The organism is Kosakonia quasisacchari (assembly GCF_004331415.1).
Taxonomy (GTDB): Bacteria; Pseudomonadota; Gammaproteobacteria; order Enterobacterales; family Enterobacteriaceae; genus Kosakonia; species Kosakonia quasisacchari.
Window position 1 is genome coordinate 91167 of the sequence record NZ_SJOP01000014.1, and the last position, 18522, is coordinate 109688.

At 53.3% G+C, this 18522-nt stretch carries 21 protein-coding genes; 11 read left to right on the forward strand and 10 right to left on the reverse strand.

The genetic code is table 11. The features are described 5' to 3' along the window. Positions 1-95: 95 nt before the first annotated feature. A complete protein-coding gene (locus E0L21_RS16085) occupies positions 96-1298 on the forward strand; it encodes a sugar transporter (RefSeq protein WP_131411221.1) in 1203 nt (400 codons plus the stop codon). 9 nt (positions 1299-1307) lie between these two features. Here the strand turns inward: E0L21_RS16085 and E0L21_RS16090 are convergent, their stop codons facing one another. Beyond that, positions 1308-2462, reverse strand: a complete 1155-nt coding sequence (locus E0L21_RS16090; protein ID WP_131411223.1) for an alpha/beta fold hydrolase — start codon at positions 2460-2462, stop codon at positions 1308-1310. After that, positions 2462-3136, reverse strand: coding sequence for a MarC family NAAT transporter (locus E0L21_RS16095; RefSeq protein ID WP_131411225.1), 675 nt, complete (start codon positions 3134-3136; stop codon positions 2462-2464). Before E0L21_RS16095 ends, E0L21_RS16090 begins: the two co-directional genes overlap by 1 nt. Positions 3137-3378: 242 nt before the next feature. On the opposite strand from E0L21_RS16095, the gene marR reads away from it, so the two are divergent. Genes marR through marB form a run of 3 tightly spaced genes read left to right on the forward strand, consistent with a single transcriptional unit; the run spans position 3379 to position 4468 of the window. Continuing rightward, positions 3379-3813, forward strand: coding sequence for a multiple antibiotic resistance transcriptional regulator MarR (marR, locus tag E0L21_RS16100; RefSeq protein ID WP_016496172.1), 435 nt, complete (start codon positions 3379-3381; stop codon positions 3811-3813). Between the two features lie 21 nt (positions 3814-3834). After that, positions 3835-4215, forward strand: a complete 381-nt coding sequence (marA, locus tag E0L21_RS16105) for an MDR efflux pump AcrAB transcriptional activator MarA (protein ID WP_016496173.1) — start codon at positions 3835-3837, stop codon at positions 4213-4215. A gap of 37 nt (positions 4216-4252) precedes the next feature. Continuing rightward, entirely contained in the window at positions 4253-4468 is a 216-nt protein-coding gene (gene marB, locus E0L21_RS16110) for a multiple antibiotic resistance protein MarB (protein WP_016496174.1), read from the forward strand. A 37-nt stretch (positions 4469-4505) separates the two neighbouring features. Here the strand turns inward: marB and eamA are convergent, their stop codons facing one another. After that, the gene (gene eamA, locus E0L21_RS16115) at positions 4506-5399 is read right to left on the reverse strand and encodes an O-acetylserine/cysteine exporter (protein ID WP_131411227.1); all 894 of its coding nucleotides are present in this window, start codon (positions 5397-5399) and stop codon (positions 4506-4508) included. Between the two features lie 192 nt (positions 5400-5591). Here eamA and ydeE point away from each other — a divergent pair, with 192 nt between their 5' ends. Next, on the forward strand, positions 5592-6779 hold the full coding sequence (gene ydeE, locus E0L21_RS16120; protein WP_131411229.1) for an efflux MFS transporter YdeE: 1188 nt from the start codon (positions 5592-5594) through the stop codon (positions 6777-6779). Between the two features lie 32 nt (positions 6780-6811). Here ydeE and E0L21_RS16125 read toward each other — a convergent pair whose 3' ends face one another. Together E0L21_RS16125 and E0L21_RS16130 are read right to left on the reverse strand one after the other, a co-directional pair. Further along, a complete protein-coding gene (locus E0L21_RS16125) occupies positions 6812-7915 on the reverse strand; it encodes a cobalamin-independent methionine synthase II family protein (protein WP_131411231.1) in 1104 nt (367 codons plus the stop codon). 182 nt (positions 7916-8097) lie between these two features. Then, positions 8098-8511 carry a rhodanese-like domain-containing protein gene (locus E0L21_RS16130; protein WP_131411233.1) on the reverse strand — a complete coding sequence of 138 codons (414 nt, stop codon included), beginning with the start codon at positions 8509-8511 and terminating at the stop codon, positions 8098-8100. A 67-nt stretch (positions 8512-8578) separates the two neighbouring features. On the opposite strand from E0L21_RS16130, the gene ftrA reads away from it, so the two are divergent. Together ftrA and mgtS are read left to right on the forward strand one after the other, a co-directional pair. After that, complete coding sequence (ftrA, locus tag E0L21_RS16135; RefSeq protein ID WP_131411235.1) at positions 8579-9583, forward strand: transcriptional regulator FtrA; 1005 nt, start codon at positions 8579-8581, stop codon at positions 9581-9583. A 109-nt stretch (positions 9584-9692) separates the two neighbouring features. Continuing rightward, positions 9693-9785 (forward strand): protein MgtS, encoded by a 93-nt coding sequence (mgtS, locus tag E0L21_RS16140; RefSeq protein ID WP_131411237.1) that lies wholly within the window; start codon positions 9693-9695, stop codon positions 9783-9785. 596 nt (positions 9786-10381) lie between these two features. Here mgtS and E0L21_RS16145 read toward each other — a convergent pair. From E0L21_RS16145 to dcp, 3 genes are all read right to left on the reverse strand, one after another. Continuing rightward, positions 10382-10810 carry a hypothetical protein gene (locus E0L21_RS16145; protein ID WP_131411239.1) on the reverse strand — a complete coding sequence of 143 codons (429 nt, stop codon included), beginning with the start codon at positions 10808-10810 and terminating at the stop codon, positions 10382-10384. 49 nt (positions 10811-10859) lie between these two features. Further along, entirely contained in the window at positions 10860-11078 is a 219-nt protein-coding gene (locus E0L21_RS16150) for a hypothetical protein (RefSeq protein ID WP_007374905.1), read from the reverse strand. Between the two features lie 444 nt (positions 11079-11522). Then, on the reverse strand, positions 11523-13568 hold the full coding sequence (gene dcp / locus E0L21_RS16155) for a peptidyl-dipeptidase Dcp (RefSeq protein ID WP_131411279.1): 2046 nt from the start codon (positions 13566-13568) through the stop codon (positions 11523-11525). Between the two features lie 186 nt (positions 13569-13754). On the opposite strand from dcp, the gene ydfG reads away from it, so the two are divergent. The 3 genes from ydfG (at position 13755) to ydfZ (ending at position 15651) form a co-directional block, all read left to right on the forward strand. After that, positions 13755-14504, forward strand: a complete 750-nt coding sequence (gene ydfG / locus E0L21_RS16160) for a bifunctional NADP-dependent 3-hydroxy acid dehydrogenase/3-hydroxypropionate dehydrogenase YdfG (protein WP_131411241.1) — start codon at positions 13755-13757, stop codon at positions 14502-14504. An 89-nt stretch (positions 14505-14593) separates the two neighbouring features. After that, entirely contained in the window at positions 14594-15280 is a 687-nt protein-coding gene (locus E0L21_RS16165) for a GntR family transcriptional regulator (RefSeq protein ID WP_131411243.1), read from the forward strand. Positions 15281-15447: 167 nt separating this feature from the next. Beyond that, entirely contained in the window at positions 15448-15651 is a 204-nt protein-coding gene (gene ydfZ / locus E0L21_RS16170) for a putative selenium delivery protein YdfZ (RefSeq protein WP_017456687.1), read from the forward strand. A 65-nt stretch (positions 15652-15716) separates the two neighbouring features. On the opposite strand, the gene E0L21_RS16175 is transcribed toward ydfZ, so the two are convergent. After that, complete coding sequence (locus E0L21_RS16175) at positions 15717-17180, reverse strand: mannitol dehydrogenase family protein (protein ID WP_131411245.1); 1464 nt, start codon at positions 17178-17180, stop codon at positions 15717-15719. A gap of 526 nt (positions 17181-17706) precedes the next feature. After that, positions 17707-18033 carry a YnfA family protein gene (locus E0L21_RS16180; RefSeq protein WP_097406813.1) on the reverse strand — a complete coding sequence of 109 codons (327 nt, stop codon included), beginning with the start codon at positions 18031-18033 and terminating at the stop codon, positions 17707-17709. A 147-nt stretch (positions 18034-18180) separates the two neighbouring features. Between E0L21_RS16180 and E0L21_RS16185 the strand changes: the two genes are divergently transcribed. Next, positions 18181-18519, forward strand: a complete 339-nt coding sequence (locus E0L21_RS16185) for a DUF1283 family protein (RefSeq protein WP_016496191.1) — start codon at positions 18181-18183, stop codon at positions 18517-18519. The last annotated feature ends 3 nt before the right edge of the window (positions 18520-18522 follow it).

The window sequence follows — 18522 nt, forward strand, 5'->3', positions numbered from 1 at the left end:
AAGTGAGATCTACATCACAAAATGTTTGTATTTTCGCCAGTAAAGGCAGTAAGATCGCCCTCTCTTCTTTTTCCCAACCAACCCCAAATACCCTTATGACTACGAATACCGTTTCACGAAAAGTTGCGTGGCTGCGGGTAGTGACGCTTGCTATCGCCGCATTTATTTTCAACACCACCGAATTCGTGCCTGTGGGTTTGCTGTCGGATATCGCGCAGAGCTTCGACATGGAAACCGCGCAGGTGGGGATCATGTTGACCATCTATGCCTGGGTTGTGGCGTTAATGTCGCTGCCCTTTATGCTGCTGACCAGCCAGATTGAGCGCCGTAAATTGTTGATTGTGCTCTTTGTGCTGTTTATCGCCAGCCATGTGTTGTCGTTCCTGGCATGGAGTTTTGAGGTGCTGGTGCTAAGCCGCATCGGCATTGCTTTCGCCCATGCGATCTTCTGGTCGATTACCGCTTCGCTGGCCATTCGCCTGGCGCCTGCCGGTAAAGGCGCGCAGGCGTTGAGTCTGCTCGCTACCGGCACCGCGCTGGCAATGGTGCTCGGGCTGCCGATGGGTCGTATCGTCGGGCAATATTTCGGCTGGCGCACCACCTTTTTCGCCATCGGTATGGGTGCGCTGGTCACGCTGGTGTGTCTGGTGAAATTGCTGCCACCGCTGCCGAGTGAACATTCCGGTTCGCTGAAAAGCCTGCCGGTGCTGTTCCGTCGTCCGGCGTTGATGTGCATCTACCTGCTCACCGTGGTGGTGGTTACCGCGCATTACACGGCTTACAGCTACATTGAGCCGTTCGTACAAAACGTGGCCGGCTTTAGCGCTAATTTCGCCACGCTGCTGCTGTTAGTGCTTGGCGGCGCGGGGATTATCGGTAGCGTGCTCTTCGGCAAACTGGGGAACCAGCACGCCTCTGGCCTGGTGTGCAGCGCGATTGGTCTGCTGGTGATTTCGCTGGTGATGATGCTGCCCGCCTCCGGTAGCGAAATGCATCTGGCGATGCTGAGCGTGGTATGGGGCATTGCGATTATGATTATCGGCCTTGGCATGCAAGTAAAAGTGCTGGCGCTGGCATCGGATGCTACCGATGTCGCAATGTCGCTGTTTTCCGGAATTTTTAACATTGGTATCGGCGCGGGCGCGCTGGTCGGCAATCAGATAAGCCTGCACTGGTCGATGAACGTGATTGGCTACGCCGGGGCGATCCCGGCGATTGCCGCGCTGGTGTGGGCGGTGGTGATTTTCCGCCGCTGGCCGGTGAAACTGGAAGAGCAAACCCACGCCAGCCACGTTTAAACCGCGCGGTTACCGTGCGGTAGAGATAACTTCATCCATCACTGTGGTTTGCCAGTCAAACCACGGGTTCCACGTCAGGCGAGCATGAATTTTGTTCGCCTCGACCAGCCCCCAGTCTGAATACCACACCTCTTGCCCCGCCAGACAACGCTTTGCCGCCTCTTCTGACTGACCATTCGCACAGAGCAGTACGCTGCCTTTGCGCCCGTACAACAGGTTAAGCGGCGAAAAGAGCACCGACATATGGGAAAACTGGCTGATGCGCTCCTGCGGTACGTAATCCGGCTTCACGCGTAAGCGCGGCATTTTCGCGGCTTCCGGCGGCGGCGTGCCGTACCAAATTACGCGGCTGGCGGGGTGGGTGAAGTTGCGGTCGAAATGATCAAGGATCCAGCGGGTATCGAGCACCGAATCATGCTCGGTTAACACCAGTAGCGCCGGTTTTGTCCACGGCTTACGCGCAAGCAGTCGCTGCGCGCTGGCGCTGGTACGCCAGAACTGGGCGAAACCGTTGGTCGGCACTCGTAAGTAGCGGGTGGCGATTTGCTGCGGAAAAACGGCACTCGGCGGGCGCAACCAGTCACGAAACAGCGCCACCGTCGGGGCGAGAAAATCGTAACCGGTACTGGATTTAAACGCCGGGGAAAACAGCAATAGCCCCTGCACGTTGTCATGCGCCATCGCATATTCCAGCGCCAGATTCCCGCCAGTGGAAAAACCGCCGAGCCAAAGGGTATCAACCTCTTTACCCAGAATATCGGCCTGCTCACGCACCACTTGGCGCCACTGCGAAACATCGACATCCAGCAGATCCGCAGGCCGCGTACCGTGGCCTGGTAACAGTACGGTGCGCACCAGAAAGCCCTGTTTTGCCAGTTCGGGGGCAATATCCACAAACGATCCTGGCCCGTCGCCCAGGCCGTGGATCAGCAAAATGCCTTTGTGCGCGGGCTTAGCCGGACGCCATTCCTGCGGTGTGTTGAGCCGCAGCTCGCTCTCTGTGTCCAGCGTCTGAAAAGCCCGGTGCGCGGCGACAAAATCACGCGTTTGCCGTTGATATTCAGTGAAGCTTTTTTGCGCCAGCGGCGGTTGTGCGCCGGGGCGTTGCTGACAGCCGGTTAGCGCAACCAGCGCCACGATCAAGCAGGAGAGAAATGTGCGCATCAGGCTCCGGCATGAAAAGTGGTGATGATTTCCAGCACGCCATTAATGATAAATTGCACACCCATACAGACCAGCAGAAATCCCATCAGCCGTGAAATGGCCTCAATACCGCCCTTGCCCACCAGCCGCATAATTGCCCCGGAACTGCGCAGGCTAATCCATAAAATCAGCGCCACAATGGCAAAAATCAGCGTTGGCGCAACGGTGATGACCCACTCGGGAAATTCGGTGCCGTGGCGAATAGTCGAGGCGGAACTAATGATCATAGCGATAGTGCCAGGCCCGGCAGTGCTCGGCATGGCCAGCGGTACAAAAGCGATATTCGCGCCGGGTTCCTCTTCCAACTCTTCTGACTTGGTTTTCACTTCGGGTGATTCATGTGGCTTTTGCGCCGGAAACAGCATGCGAAAACCGATAAAGGCCACAATCAATCCACCGGCAATGCGCAATCCCGGAATGGAGATCCCGAAGGTGTTCATCACCACCTGGCCTGCGTAGTACGCCACCATCATAATAATGAAGACATAAACCGAGGCCATTCGCGCCTGCTCGTTACGCTGCGCGCTGTTCATATTGCCCGCCAGCCCTAAAAACAGCGCCACAGTCGTTAACGGATTTGCCAGCGGTAGCAATACCACCAGCCCAAGGCCGATGACTTTAAATAGTTCCAGCATCTGACGGTCACTCCTTGCAAGGTCAAAACCTCGCCAGTATAGCCATAACGCGGCGGCAATGGCATGCCCACACGCAGCTCATGTCTTTATAAAATAATTACTTTCAGTGAGTTACGAAGGGATTTTTTTCCTGACATGAAACGTTTTAGCAAATAGTGGCATCGGTGAATTCATTCGGTTGACTTATATTTGCCTGAGCAATAATATCTGCCGTGACTAATCTACTTGCCGGGGCAACCATTGTGAAAAGCACGAATGATCTATTTAACGACATCATTCCTCTTGGCCGCTTGATCCACATGGTTAACCAGAAAAAAGATCGTTTACTCAATGATTACCTGTCGCCGCTGGATATCACCGCCACCCAGTTTAAGGTGCTCTGCTCTATCCGCTGCGAAGTGTGTATCACCCCGGTAGAACTGAAAAAAGTGCTTTCCGTCGATCTCGGTGCCCTGACCCGCATGCTGGACAGGCTGGTTTGCAAAGGCTGGATCGAACGTAACCCGAATCCGAATGACAAGCGCGGCGTGCTGGTGCGGTTAACCGCCGAAGGCGCGGCGCTGTGTGAGCAATGTCATCAATTAGTAGGGCATAACCTGCACCAGGAATTAACCAAAAACTTAACGACAGAAGAAGTGGCAACCCTTGAGTATTTGCTCAAGAAAATTTTGCCGTAAAAAAAACAAAGAGGTATGACGATGTCCAGACGCAATACTGACGCTATCACTATTCATAGCATTTTGGACTGGATCGAGGACAACCTGGAATCGCCGCTGTCGCTGGAAAAAGTGTCAGAGCGTTCTGGTTACTCCAAGTGGCACCTGCAACGGATGTTTAAAAAAGAGACTGGTCATTCGCTGGGCCAGTACATTCGCAGCCGCAAGCTGACGGAAATTGCGCAAAAGCTCAAGGGAAGTAATGAGCCGATCCTGTATCTGGCAGAGCGTTACGGGTTTGAATCGCAACAAACCTTAACGCGCACGTTTAAGAACTATTTCGACGTGCCGCCGCATAAATTCCGCGTGACGGATATTCCGGCAGAGTCCCGGTATCTGTTCCCGCTGAATCACGCTTGTTAATTTAATCGCCTGTAGTAAAAGACGTATCGAGGAAAGTATGAAACGTATCGCCTGTGCCGCTGTCACCCTGATGGTGCTGTTATCCGGCCAGAGTTATGCGGAGCAAGTTAATCATCCCGCACAGCAGAACAACCGTGACGCGATGATTTTACCCACCGCCCAACAGACATCGCCTTTTGATTTTAACCATATGGGCGTGGGTAGCGACAAATCCGACGCATTAGGTGTGCCGTATTATCATCAGCGCAGCTAAACGTCTTGCCCCGCATTAAGCGGGGCTTTTTTTATGCTTAAGCGCGTACCGCCCGACGCAGACGAAAACCAAACACATTGATATACAGCCCCGCCATCACCAGCACGGCCCCTACCAGTTGTAACATTGAAAGCGTTTCACCCAGTAATAACGCAGCACTCGCCATGCCGACCACCGGCACCAGCAGCGACAGCGGCGCAACACGCCAGGTTTCGTAGCGACCCAGCAACGTTCCCCAAATGCCATATCCCAGAATCGTGGCAATAAACGCCAGATAGACCAGCGACAATAGCGTCGTTAAATCAATACTGACCACGCTTTGCAGCATCAACGCCGGGCCGTCGAAAACCAGCGAGGCGACCATAAACGGCACAATGGGGATCAGCGCGCTCCAGACCACCAGCGACATTACCGCCGGACGCGAGCTGTGCTGCATGATTTTTTTATTGAAGATGTTGCCGCAGGCCCAGCTAAACGCCCCCGCCAGCGTCAACAGGAACCCCAGCAGCGGAACATGCTGTCCATTCAGGCTGGACTCAATCAGCACCAGCACGCCCAGCACCGCAAGCGTGATGCCGACCAGTTGTTTTAACTGTAAACGTTCACCAAATACGCCCGCGCCGAGAATAATGGTGAAAAACGCCTGCGCCTGTAACACCAATGACGCCAGCCCTGCGGGCATACCAAACTTGATCGCGCAAAACAGAAAAGCGAACTGCCCGAAGCTGATCGTCAGGCCGTAGCCCAGCAACAAACGCAGCGGCACCTTGGGTCGAGCAACGAACAGAATGGCCGGAAAGGCCACCAGCACAAAGCGTAACCCGGCCAGCATCAACGGCGGCATATTGTGCAGGCCAACTTTGATCACCACAAAATTCAGCCCCCACGCTACAACTACCAGCATCGCCAGCAGGACATCTTTACGCGCCATTCTTCGCCCTTGTTTTTTCAACTTTTGTAAACAATTTACGTTAACGCAAAAAATTGAACAGCGACAGATCATCAATTCAGGTAGGTCAGTTTGGGCATTTGCCGACAAAACTGCGGTTGTACATCACACTTTATGCATGTTAAAGCTGTATACATCACAAAAAAATATAACAACAGCATGTCGGGCAGGAACATGACCACCAAGCAAACACGCTCCACCACCGCTTTACTGGCCTCTTCACTTTTATTAACCATCGGACGCGGCGCCACGCTGCCGTTTATGACCATCTACCTTAATCGCCAGTACGGGATGGCGGTCGATCAGGTCGGTTATGCGATGTCTATCGCGCTCACTATCGGCGTAGTGTTCAGCCTCGGCTTCGGCATGCTGGCAGATAAATTCGATAAAAAGCGCTATATGTTGCTGGCGATTGTCGCCTTTATTGCCGGTTTCGCCGCAATCCCGCTGTCACACCATGCCGGATTGGTGGTGCTGTTTTTTGCCCTGATTAACTGCGCTTACTCCGTGTTTTCCACCGTACTGAAGGCTTACTTTGCCGATACGTTGGCGCCCACAGCGAAAGCGAAAATTTTCTCGCTCAACTACACCGTGCTCAATGTCGGCTGGACCGTCGGTCCGCCGCTCGGCACATTATTGGTAATGCAGAGCATTAACTTGCCGTTCTGGCTGGCGGCTATCTGTGCCGCCTTTCCGCTGGTCTTTATTCAGCTGTTTGTTCGCCGCGTCGTGGTTGGTGAAAGCCTCGATAGCCCGGTTGCGTGGAATCCCTCCGTCTTGCTGAAAGATAAAGCGCTCGGTTGGTTTACCTTATCGAATTTTCTCGCGTCGTTTGTCGCCGGTTCGTTTGCTTCCTGCCTGTCACAATATGTGATGACGGTCGCCAGCAGCGAGTTTGCCGAACGTGTGGTGGCCGTCGTGCTGCCGGTCAACGCCGCGATTGTGGTCACGTTGCAGTACGCCGTTGGTCGCAAACTGACGGCCTCCAACCTGCGCCCGGCGATGGCAATTGGCACCTTCAGCTTCGTTATTGGCCTTATCGGTTTTATGTTATCCGGCGATAACTTGTGGCTTTGGGGGCTTTCCGCCGCAGTGTTTACGCTGGGAGAAGTGATCTACGCCCCCGGTGAATACATGCTGATCGATAACATCGCGCCGTCGGGAATGAAAGCGACCTACTTTTCGGCGCAGGCGTTGGGCTGGCTGGGCGCGGCAATGAACCCGTTACTTACCGGGGTTATCCTGACCACACTGCCCGCCGCATCACTGTTTATCATCCTGATGGTGACCATTGTTGTGGCGTGGCTGATGATGCTCAAAGGGATGCAGGCTCGGCCCCTTGGCAGGTTGCAGGCGCAATAATAAAAAAACGGCGCTCAGTGCGCCGTTTTTATTTACCATACCTGTTCGGCGATTTTCGTTACCAGCCGCACTTTGTCCCATTGCTGAGCAGGCGTGATCGTGTTGCCCTCTTCGGTGGAAGCAAAGCCGCACTGTGGGCTGAGGCAAAGCTGGTTGATATCAACAAACGTCGCCGCTTCCTGAATACGCGCTTTTACCCCTTCCGGGTTTTCCAGTTCGCCATTTTTAGTGGTGATAAGCCCCAGCACTACCTGCTGTTTGCCCGGTCGGACAAAACGCAATGGCGCGAAATCGCCGGAACGGTCGTTGTCATATTCGAGGAAGAACGCATCAACGTTCACGCTACCGAACAGCACTTCCGCGACGGGCTCGTAACCACCTTCGGAGATCCAGGTGGAACGGAAATTACCGCGGCATACATGCAGACCGATGGTTAAATCGTCCGGTTTATCTTCCAGCGCCTTGTTAATCACGCGAGCATAAATGCGCGCCAGTTCATCGGGATCGTCGCCACGTTCGTGGATCTGTCGGCGCTGGTCGTCGGAGCAGAGATAAGCCCAAACCGTATCATCCAGTTGCAGATAGCGGCAGCCTGCGGCATAGAACGCGTGGATCGCATCGTGCCAGGTGGTCGCCAGATCGTCAAAGTAGGCATCAAGCTGCGGATAAACCGTGACGTCGATATCTTTACGCCCACCGCGAAAATGCAGCACGCTTGGGCTGGGAATGGTCATCTTAGGCTGCGCGGTGCCGCTGATGCTTTTCAGATAGCGAAAATCTTCCAGCATTGGGTGATCGCCAAAGCGTAATTTACCGGTGACGCGCACGCCGTGGGCTTTGGTTTGTACACCGTTAAACTGAATACCTTTATCGGAGTCGTAGCGTTCCACGCCTTCGAGACCGTCGAAGAAATCAAAATGCCACCATGCACGACGGAACTCGCCGTCGGTAACGACATGCAAACCGCAAGCACATTGTTGCTCAACCACCTGGCGAATCGCGTCATTTTCAACGCTGCGCAATTGCTGAGCGCTGATTTCACCCTGTGCAAACTGCTGACGCGCCTGCTTGATGGCGTCCGGACGCAAGAAACTGCCGACTACGTCTGCACGGAATGGGGCCTGATGTCGCTGCATATTAATCTCCTCTGCGCCGGGAAATGATTTCCAGACGTGATAATTCATTATTTGAATTTTTAGACGTCTGGACGGCTAAACATCCAAACAAAATGTCATAGGGCAGGAAAAACAGCAACCGAGAAAATTTCACGGCACATGAGAAAAATTCAACATGTCACCGTGAAAGATGAATACAAGGATCAGAAGTCCGCTTCGCTTTCGCCGCTGGCAAAAGTAAAACCTTCATCTTCCCAGCCGGTGATGCCACCAATCATGATTTTAACCGCCAGCCCCAGGCGCGCCAGTTTCAGCGCAGCGCGATCGGCACCATTGCAGTGTGGTCCAGCGCAATAGACCACAAACAGCGTATCCGCAGGCCAGCGGGCCATGCGTTCTGCGGTCATCATGCTATGTGGCAAATGCACCGCCCCCGGCAGGTGACGGCGGGCAAAACTCTGCGCACTGCCGACCACATGCAATAACACAAAATCCTGCTCGTGATGGGTAATAGCGTGATGGACATCGGCGCAGTCGGTTTCTACGCTCAGGCGGTGCTGGAAATGGCTGGCGGCCTCTTCCGGCGATGCAGCGGGGATATTGCTTACGTAGCTCATCGTCTTTTCTCCTTGTTTGTGTTAACACTAATCTAACTAACACAGGACAACCTCGCTGCCCCCTTCTATGCCAGATAACACCAGGATAATGACAACTTCACGACATGCTCCTGTCCGCCATCGTGTGGTCGCGCTTGCTTATGATGGGCTGTGTACTTTTGAATTTGGCGTCGCCATTGAGATCTTCGGTTTACCGCGCCCGGAGCTTGGCGATAACTGGTACACCTTTACCGTTGCCGCAGTGGATGAAGGTGAATTACGGGCGACGGGCGGTATCCGTGTGATGGCGGAAGGCGGGCTGGAGCTACTCAACAACGCAGATACCATTGTAGTTCCCGGCTGGCGCGGCGCGCAGATGCCCGTACCGCCCGCATTATGCAACGCGCTGTACAATGCCTGGCAGCGCGGCTGCCGCGTGATCTCCATCTGTTCCGGGGTGTTTGTACTGGCCGCAGCCGGTTTGCTTAACGGACGCAAAGCGACAACGCACTGGCGCTATACGGACATACTACGGGAAGCCTATCCGGCAATTATCGTGCTGGATGACGCACTCTATTACGATGAAGGGAATGTGATGACTTCGGCGGGCAGCGCAGCAGGGATTGATTTGTGCCTGCACATCGTGCGCGAAGATTTTGGTATTGACGTCGCTAATAATGTCGCCCGGCGGCTGGTGGTGCAGCCGCACCGGGATGGCTCACAAACCCAGCAGCTTCAGCGCCCGGTTGCCCGCACGCGTGAGAGTCGCCAGTTGGGACAGTTGTTCGATTTCCTTCATCAACACTTAGCAGGCAACCACACGGTGGCGTCGCTGGCGAAACAAACGGGTATGAGCCCGCGTACATTTTTGCGCCGTTTCGAAGAATCAACCGGAACCACTCCCGCACGCTGGATTTTGCAGGAACGATTACGCCGGGCTGAGGATTTACTGATTCACTCACGAATGAGCATTGAGCTGATTGCCGGGCACAGTGGATTCGCCACTGCGGCTTCACTGCGCCACCATTTTCAGCAGCAGCGTGGAATATCTCCGGCGGCCTACCGCAAAAAATTTACCGTTATCGCGAAATAATTAACACGGTTCATCTTTTATTAATATTTACCTGGCTATTATTTCTCCATCGCAGCCACCAATTAAGGTTAGAGAGGCAAATTGGTTAATTAAAGGGAGAGTTAACACAATGGCAAATATGCATGTTTTTATCGCAGTACTGGGCGTTATCCTTTTTTCCGGGTTCCTTGCTGCTTATTTCAGCCACAAATGGGATGATTGATGATCGCTGATAATCCCCCGCCGATATGGCCCCTTGCGAAAAAACGTAAGGGGCCATTTCTTTTTGTACGTCCAGGACAAACAGGCAAAAAAAACCGCCCTTAAAAGGCGGTCAATGCTTGCATGGATAGATTGCTATTGTTCTACGCGCTAACTCAAACGGCAGGTTAACGGACTGCTAACCAATCTAGCACTGCTTTCCTCAATAAAACCTAAACAAGCGGAGAACGCCGCCCGCTCGCTTCACAGCTGAAACGGGTTTCATCGAAACGTTTTTCTGCTGAAAATTCTCTTTTGCTATTGAAATTACAGAAGATATATCTTTCGACGTATAAAGTTTGTGATAACGTCGGATCTCCATTTCACAGGCCGGAGGGGTTATCCCCAATATCAAATTTAAATGCCCGGTTTGCAGCAGCCAAAAGTTTTTATTTACCACATTCTGCCCGGGTCAACGCATGCCTCATGGGGCCATTTGCTCGGTTTGTGGCGCAAGACTTACAGCCAGATCCTGTATACCCGTACTCCGAAGAAGGCGGTGGCCAAAACAAGTGTTATAGGAAGGGCCTCATTTGAGGCCCTTTTAATTACCTTAATTCAGGCATTTTTCGCTTTCCCTAAAGAAAAGCCGCTCACTTTAGCAATATGAACGCGTAATATTGTCCCTTTTACGCTCGTCCAACCGCCATTTCCCGTCATCCACGACGGATCTTTAATATGTAAATAATTAAGCGGAATATCGTGACCTTCTTCAACGCGATAATCATTAGCCAGATCATCAAAGAAAAGCGCGATGGAATTTTTCAGCGACGCATCATCCCCCTGAATAGATCGAATAGATTTCGCGGTATATAACGCATATTCCTGCCCGGAAACGAGTTCACCCGCCACCACCTGGCCGCCGACAACCAACGTCACCACCATACCTGCGCCAAGATTAGCGCAGGAGACCAGATGCGATAAGGCGCTATCCTGTGTGCTGACCGTTTTCGTCGCGGCCTCTGAGACTTCACGTTCATTTGCCATTTACACCTCCGCGAACTGCATAAAAAAACCGCCCACAGGCGGTTGTTGATCAGTAGAATTTCCGGATGGCTTGTTCAGTTTCCTGCTGGCTGACCAGGTCAGAAAATCGGGCAACGAGGAAGGTTTCTCCGTCCAGTTCCCAGGGTTCAATTGGGATTTCCAGAAAAGAGCTTTGCTCATTTTTAAACGTGACCGATTTTGCATTATCTTCCACGGTCACGTTTTCAACCTTACCACCGGCGCGTATTACCACTACATTTTTGGTCATGTCGGTTACCTCAGTTGCTTAAATAGCACTCGACATTAGCACAGCCACTTTCTCAATGCCTGCGTAATGCCACAGAATGTTAAGCTGTAAAATCAGGTTCTTTAATTTGGCTTAATGAGAAGGATAACGCTACGCCAGGAAGTGTGAACTCGCCCACAATTTAATAAATGAAATGGGTAAAAACAGGGATTTGAGCCGTGGTGATTTAAGAAAAACGCCAGAGGCCTTTAAGAAAAAAAAGCCTCTGGCGATGCAGATTACGGTGATGCCGGGTGCCTCCCGGTGAGCCTGCTCCAGCCCGCAGAACCCGCTTTCACCCCAAAAAGGTATGACTGGTAGCCCCTCCGCGCAGGGGGATTCATCACCACGTCCACGTTATTTGCCGGGCATATTCAGGTCAATGCTCCAGCGGGTTATGTAAGTTTTTAAAGCAATTTTCTCGCGCTATTCACTCAATCCCCGGTTTTTTAGCATCGGTTCTATCTCAGGATCGTGACCACGCCACTGGCGGTAAAGCGCCGCCAGATCTTCGCTGTTGCCACGCGACAAAATCGCCTCGCGGAATTTCTGCCCGTTTTCACGCGTTAAACCGCCCTGCTCCACAAACCACTGGTAGCCATCGTCTGCCAGCATTTGCGTCCACAGATAAGCGTAATAGCCCGCCGCATAACCGCCGCCGAAAATATGGGCAAAATAACTGCTGCGATAACGCGGCGGAACCGCGGCCAAATCGAGATGCTCTTTGCGCAGCGCTTGCGCCTCAAAGCTCTCCACATCGCTTACGTTCTCGCCGTCTGCCAGCGCATGCCAGTTCATATCCAGCAGCGCGGCGCTCAACAGTTCGGTCATGTCGTAACCTTTATTAAACTGCGTGGCGCGTAACATTTTCTCGCGCAGTGCGTCCGGCATCGCCTCACCGCTCTGATGATGACGGGCATAGCGCGTAAACACCTGCAGTTGGCTGGCCCAGTGCTCATTGATTTGCGACGGGAACTCGACAAAATCACGCGGCGTATTGGTGCCGGAGAGGCTGGCGTAGCGCTGGCTGGCGAACAGCCCATGCAGGGTGTGACCAAATTCATGGAACAAAGTGATGACGTCGTCCCAGGAAAGCAACGCCACCTGACCGGCCGCAGGTTTCTGGTAATTACAGACGTTGTAAATCACCGGTTGTGTGCCGTTGAGCGTGGACTGCTCGACGAAGTTGCCCATCCACGCACCACCGCTTTTTGAGTCGCGAGCGAAAAAATCACCGTAGAACAACGCTAACCCGGCACCATCCGCGTCAAAAATTTCCCATACGCGAACATCCGGGTGATAGACAGGAATATCAAACCGTTCAGTAAAGCGAAGGCCAAACAGCTCGCTCGCGGCCCAGAAAACACCGTCGGTAAGTACGGTATTGAGCGCAAAGTACGGTTTGATTTGTGATTCATCCAGCGAATACTTCGCCAAACGCACCTGCTCGGCATAAAACGCCCAATCCCAGGCTTGCGCGGTAAAACCGCCCTGCTGCGTATCGATGACCTGCTGGATATCGGCCAGCTCTCGCTCGGCACGGGCACGCGCGGCGGGCGCGATATTACGCATAAAGTCCAGCGCAGCCTGCGGCGTTGCCGCCATCTGATCGGCAATCTTCCAGCTGGCAAAATCGGCAAACCCAAGGAGTTTCGCTTGCTTAGCGCGTAATTGCACAAGGCGTAACACAATAGCGCGGGTGTCGTTGGCATCCCCCTTTTGCGTTCGCAGCCAGCTCGCGTTAAACAGATTTTCACGCGTCTGGCGATCGCGCAAAGCCGCCAGCGCCGGTTGCTGGGTGGTATTCAACAATGACAACAACCAACGGTTTTCCAGCCTTTTGGCTTTTGCTGCCTCGGCAGCAATGGCAATCTCTTCTGCACTCAAACCATCAAGCTGATGGGCATAATCCACCACCAGCCCGCCGGCTTTGTCCGCCGCCAACAGCCGCTGGTTAAACTGGCTCGTCAGGGTGGCTGATTCGGTGTTCAACGCTTTCAGCGTGGTTTTGTCCTGCACACTCAGTGTTGCGCCCGCCAGCACAAAGCGTTGATAGGTGGTTTCCACCAGACGCAAGGATTCTGCGTCCAGAGACAGCACGTCGCGCTGCTTCCATACCGCTTCCACGCGGGCAAACAGGGCGTCGTCGAGATAAATATCGTTCGCCAGCTCAGCCAGCTCGGTAGAAAACGCCTCGTCCAACTGCTGTAAAAAGTCATTGGTATGGGCTGATGTCATGGCAAAAAAGACGCTGGTGACATACGTGAGAAGCGCGCCGCTGCGTTCCAGCGCCAGCAGGGTGTTGTCGAAATCCGCTGGCGCCGGGTTTTGTGTGATAGCGGCGATTTCAACGCGTTTTTGCCGAATGCCTTCATCAAACGCTGGGCGGTAGTGCTCCTGGGTAATCGTATCGAAAGGCGGAGACTGGTAAGGCAATGTGCTGGCAGAAAAGAAAGGATTAGTGACCGACATATTTCGCTCCTGAATGCGGTAATTCATCTCAGAGTAGGCATCCGCCGCGCGCATCGCAATCATTTCTCTGCTTTCGCGCATTAGCCTGCGTTTTTTGCCACACTGTATGCGGGATAAGTTGTGTTACCGCTATAAAGCGGTGCATGCTATGTCGCGACACCACAAAAAGCGTTGAGGAACAGTGAGATGATTATTCTGGTTACCGGGGCAACTGCGGGTTTTGGCGAAGGTATTACACGCCGTTTTATTCAGAACGGCCATAAAGTGATTGCCACAGGCCGCCGTCAGGAGCGTTTGCAGGAACTGAAGGACGAACTGGGCGATAACCTCTATACCGCACAGTTGGATGTCCGTAACCGCGCGGCGATTGACGAGTTTATCTCTGCCCTGCCCGCCGCGTGGCGCAATATAGATGTACTGGTTAACAACGCAGGCCTGGCGTTAGGTCTGGAGCCAGCACATAAAGCGAATGTCGACGACTGGGAAACCATGATCGACACCAACAATAAAGGCCTGGTGTATATGACGCGCGCGGTGCTGCCGGGCATGGTTGAGCGTAATCGCGGCCACGTGATCAACATCGGTTCCACTGCGGGGAACTGGCCCTATGCAGGCGGTAACGTCTACGGCGCGAGCAAAGCCTTTGTGCGGCAATTCAGCCTGAACTTGCGTACCGACCTCAGCGGCACCGCCGTGCGCGTGACCAATATCGAGCCAGGGCTGGTGGGCGGCACCGAATTTTCGAATGTGCGCTTTAAAGGCGATGACGCGAAAGCCGGGAAAACTTACGAGAACACCACTGCACTGACGCCAGAAGACGTTACCGAAGCGGTGTGGTGGGTTGCCACACTGCCGAAGCATGTCAATATCAACACCCTTGAAATGATGCCTGTAAGCCAGACATATGCCGGTCTTAGCGTACACCGCGAAGGGTAATTCTCCCGCCCGGCCTGCGGGCCGGGTATGGGATGCACGCCAAATTAATGGTATGGTAGACAGGTTAACCCTTTAAAAAGTAAGAGCGAATGGCCGCTGAAACGCAACTCAACCCTACACAACCCGTCAATCAACAAATCTACCGCATTTTACGGCGGGACATCGTCCATTGCCTGATCCCACCGGGCACGCCGCTGTCCGAAAAAGAGGTGTCGGTGCGGTTTGACGTTTCACGCCAGCCAGTACGCGAAGCCTTTATTAAGCTTGCAGAAAACGGGCTGATCCAAATCCGCCCGCAGCGCGGTAGCTACGTCAATAAAATCTCCATGACGCAGGTACGTAATGGCTGCTTTGTTCGCCAGGCCATTGAATGTGCCGTCGCCCGCCGCGCTGCGTCGATGATTGACGACAGCGCCTGTTACCAGTTGGAGCAAAATCTTAATCAGCAGCGTACCGCTATTGAGCGTAAGCAACTGAATGACTTTTTCGAGCTGGACGATAACTTTCACCACAAACTGGCACTGATCGCCGACTGCCAACTGGCGTGGGACACTATCGAAAACATCAAGGCTACCATCGACCGCGTGCGCTATATGAGCCTTGATCATGTTTCGCCGCCGGAGATGCTGCTGCGCCAGCATATGGATATTTTCGCCGCGCTGGAAAAACGCGATGCTGACGCCGTTGATCGTGCTATGACGCTGCATTTGCAGGAAATTAGCGAGTCAGTGAAGACCATCCGCCAGGAAAATCGCGACTGGTTCAGCGAAGAATAACGTTTCTCCCTTCTTATCTCCGCCAGGTCACATTTTTTCGCGCAAAAAAGTGTGACTTTGATCAAAAACAAAAACTCATCGGCTCAGGGGCGTATTTATAAGGCGTCCATTTCAGGGACATCTTCTGCCCCGTTTCGTTTTACGGATTTCAATAAGGAGAAACTACCATGATGACGTATGATCGTAACCGTAACGCTATCACCACCGGGACGCGCGTGATGATTAATGGCACTGGCCGCACCGGCAAAATCGTCGCTATTCACGCCGAGGGGCTAAACCCTGCGCAACTGCGCCGTAGCAAAACAGTGGAAGTAGAAGGTTGCGAAGGTAAATTCGAACCGGTTGAACTGATTCGTCTTGGCTTGCACTAATTTGTTAAAAAAGAATGCCGCCGCGGCGGCATTCACTGTTTCAGTATTGAGTTAAAGATTCGCAGTTAAAGTGCTACAGCGTACTGTGCCACCGTGGCTTTCGCGCCTTTCTCAAGCAATGTCAGATAGGCTTTTTTCACCTGAGCGACAAAAGTCGCGTCTTTCGGCAATTCATTGCCAAAAATCGCCTCAATCGCCAGCAGTGCTTGCACACGCGCTTCGCCTTCCGCGCTGCTATTAACCGCGTTCTGAATCACCGCCAGCAGCGGATCGCACACCTCGATCGCTTGCCCCTGCTCGTCGACGCCGCCGACATAGCGCATCCAGCCAGCAATTCCCAACGCCAGCAGGGAGAAATCACGCTGATGAACTAAATGCCAGCGCACAGAATCCAGCATACGCTGTGGCAGTTTCTGGCTACCGTCCATGGCAATCTGCCAGGTGCGGTGACGCAACGCGGTATTGCTGTAACGCGCGATCAGCAGGTCGGCGTAATGCGCCAGATCCACACCCTGAACTTTAAGCGTTGGCGCTTGCTCTTTTAACATCAACGCATGCGCTGCGCGGCGGTAATTCTCGTCTTCCATGCACTCGTTAATGTGCTGATAACCCGCCAGATAACCCAAATACGCCAGGAAGGAGTGGCTGCCGTTAAGCATGCGCAGTTTCATCTCTTCGAACGGCACGACATCCACCACCAGCTCGGCACCTGCTTTCTCCCATGCCGGACGACCCGCCACGAAATTATCTTCAATCACCCACTGGCGGAACGGCTCACAGGCCACGCCTGCGGGATCGCGCACACCGGTCAGTTGCTCGATTTTATCCAGCGTTTCGGCCGTCACAGCCGGAACTATTCTGTCGACCATGGTTGACGGAAACGTCACATTGGCCTCAATCCAGTCGCCCAATTCTGCGCTCACCGCTCGCGCGTAAGCGCAGACCACATTACGGGTGACATGGCCGTTTTCCGGCATGTTGTCGCAGGACATCACGCTAAACGCCGGTAACCCGGCGGCTTTACGGCGCGCCAACGCTTCCACTACCACGCCCGCGGCCGATTTTGGCTGCTGCGGGTTTTGCAGGTCGCCGACAATTAACGGATGATCGAGCATCAGTTTGCCGGTCGCCGGAGAGTGGCAATAGCCTTTCTCGGTGATGGTCAGCGAAACAATGGCAACCTGCGGTTCACACATGGCAGCGAGCACGGTTTCCAGGCCATCCACTTGTGCGTGCAACGCGCGTTTTGCTACGCCGACCACGCGCGCAGTCCACGCATCGGCAGACATTTCCGCCACGGTATAGAGGTTATCCTGCTGCTTGAGATCGGCAATTTGCTGCTCACCGCCAATCAAATTGACCTCGCAATAGCCCCAGTCACTGTCATGCTCTGCGGCAAGAATATCGGCATAAACTGACTGATGCGCGCGGTGAAACGCGCCAAAACCAAGGTGCACAATACGCGCAACCAGTTTGTTACGATCATACTTGGGTAACGTGGCTTTCGCCGTTAATAGCCTGTTTTCCATGGTGAGACTCATCTTATTAAGTGAAACAGTGGTTCAATAGATTACGGACTGGCGTAAACCAGACTATGATTTGCGACAGGATTTGCGGACTACACTAACTAGAATGGTAACCAAATATTTCAAAAACACTCCCACTGACCTTTGCGGTTAAAGCAATAAATGGATTCAGCATGAATGAGCTGAGTTGACGCGATTGCGCAGGCTGTGTGGCGGCGAGGGAAGAGACGTTTTAAAAAATAGTACAACCGCGTTCACGAGCAACGCGCATGAAAAGTTCGAAGGGTAAATCAATCAGTTAGCTAGCGATGAACTTCATGATTACCCGCTTTCTGAAGCGGTCACATGCAGAAAATCCCACTGGGCCAAAATCTGTAGCCGCGCCCTACCTCTTGAGAATCACCTGCGCCTAAAGTAGTTTGCGAGCCGAATACCGCCTCGGTGGTTAATCAAACCGTGCTAACAGAGCGAAATTATCGCAAGAGAAAATGGCGTATGAGAACACGCCGAGTGTCGAAAACGGCGTACATCACGCGCGTCCCCAGCCAGCAACGATAATCAACATTCCGCACATGGCGATGAGCGCCCCGAGCCAGTCATAAACACTGAGTTTGACACCATCGACCACACGTAGCCAAATCAACGCGGTGCAAACATACACGCCGCCGTAAGCCGCATAAACGCGCCCACTCGCCGCCGGATGCAATGTTAACAACCAGACGAACATTGCGAGTGCGAACGCCGCGGGAATAAGTAACAGTGGCGTGGCGCCGCGTTTTAGCCACAGCCAGGGCAAAAAGCAACCGACGATTTCACACAGCGCAGTGGCAAAGAACAGGAGTGTTGTTTTCAGCATCAGAGGCACGTTGATTCAAACTTGGTTGAACTATCATACCTGATAATGCTCTGAGAGTGAGTCCCGGCTGGCTATCCCGTGTGGCTGAGATCGCATAGAATAGAGTCATATGGGCATCTTATTTCTCCCCCAATTAAGGAAATCGCAATGACTAAAACACTTAGCAAACGCCTGTGCCTCACCGCAATGCTGACGCTGGGTGCCATCGTGTACACCACCTCCGCACTGGCCGAAACCAACCGTCTGGTGATTGAATCTGGCGATAACGCGCAAAGCCGCCAATCCGCAGCGATGGAAAAAGAGCAATGGAATGACACCCGCAGCCTGCGCAACAAAGTGAACAAACGCGTGGAAAAAGAGTGGGATAAGACCGATGTCGCGTTTGATGCGCAGGACAAATGCCAGAAAAGCAGCAACCTCAACGCCTACTGGGAACCCAACACCTTGCGTTGTCTGGATCGTCGCACCGGACAGCAAATTCGCTAACCA

Bases quoted from the DNA above. Each gene is read 5' to 3' on its own strand.
- E0L21_RS16085 (WP_131411221.1), top strand. From the start codon at position 96: ATGACTACGAATACCGTTTCACGAAAAGTTGCGTGGCTGCGGGTAGTG.
- E0L21_RS16090 (WP_131411223.1), bottom strand. From the start codon at position 2,462: ATGCGCACATTTCTCTCCTGCTTGATCGTGGCGCTGGTTGCGCTAACC.
- E0L21_RS16095 (WP_131411225.1), bottom strand. From the start codon at position 3,136: ATGCTGGAACTATTTAAAGTCATCGGCCTTGGGCTGGTGGTATTGCTA.
- marA (WP_016496173.1), top strand. From the start codon at position 3,835: ATGTCCAGACGCAATACTGACGCTATCACTATTCATAGCATTTTGGAC.
- marB (WP_016496174.1), top strand. From the start codon at position 4,253: ATGAAACGTATCGCCTGTGCCGCTGTCACCCTGATGGTGCTGTTATCC.
- eamA (WP_131411227.1), bottom strand. From the start codon at position 5,399: ATGGCGCGTAAAGATGTCCTGCTGGCGATGCTGGTAGTTGTAGCGTGG.
- ydeE (WP_131411229.1), top strand. From the start codon at position 5,592: ATGACCACCAAGCAAACACGCTCCACCACCGCTTTACTGGCCTCTTCA.
- E0L21_RS16125 (WP_131411231.1), bottom strand. From the start codon at position 7,915: ATGCAGCGACATCAGGCCCCATTCCGTGCAGACGTAGTCGGCAGTTTC.
- E0L21_RS16130 (WP_131411233.1), bottom strand. From the start codon at position 8,511: ATGAGCTACGTAAGCAATATCCCCGCTGCATCGCCGGAAGAGGCCGCC.
- ftrA (WP_131411235.1), top strand. From the start codon at position 8,579: ATGCCAGATAACACCAGGATAATGACAACTTCACGACATGCTCCTGTC.
- mgtS (WP_131411237.1), top strand. From the start codon at position 9,693: ATGGCAAATATGCATGTTTTTATCGCAGTACTGGGCGTTATCCTTTTT.
- E0L21_RS16145 (WP_131411239.1), bottom strand. From the start codon at position 10,810: ATGGCAAATGAACGTGAAGTCTCAGAGGCCGCGACGAAAACGGTCAGC.
- E0L21_RS16150 (WP_007374905.1), bottom strand. From the start codon at position 11,078: ATGACCAAAAATGTAGTGGTAATACGCGCCGGTGGTAAGGTTGAAAAC.
- dcp (WP_131411279.1), bottom strand. From the start codon at position 13,568: ATGTCGGTCACTAATCCTTTCTTTTCTGCCAGCACATTGCCTTACCAG.
- ydfG (WP_131411241.1), top strand. From the start codon at position 13,755: ATGATTATTCTGGTTACCGGGGCAACTGCGGGTTTTGGCGAAGGTATT.
- E0L21_RS16165 (WP_131411243.1), top strand. From the start codon at position 14,594: ATGGCCGCTGAAACGCAACTCAACCCTACACAACCCGTCAATCAACAA.
- ydfZ (WP_017456687.1), top strand. From the start codon at position 15,448: ATGATGACGTATGATCGTAACCGTAACGCTATCACCACCGGGACGCGC.
- E0L21_RS16175 (WP_131411245.1), bottom strand. From the start codon at position 17,180: ATGGAAAACAGGCTATTAACGGCGAAAGCCACGTTACCCAAGTATGAT.
- E0L21_RS16180 (WP_097406813.1), bottom strand. From the start codon at position 18,033: ATGCTGAAAACAACACTCCTGTTCTTTGCCACTGCGCTGTGTGAAATC.
- E0L21_RS16185 (WP_016496191.1), top strand. From the start codon at position 18,181: ATGACTAAAACACTTAGCAAACGCCTGTGCCTCACCGCAATGCTGACG.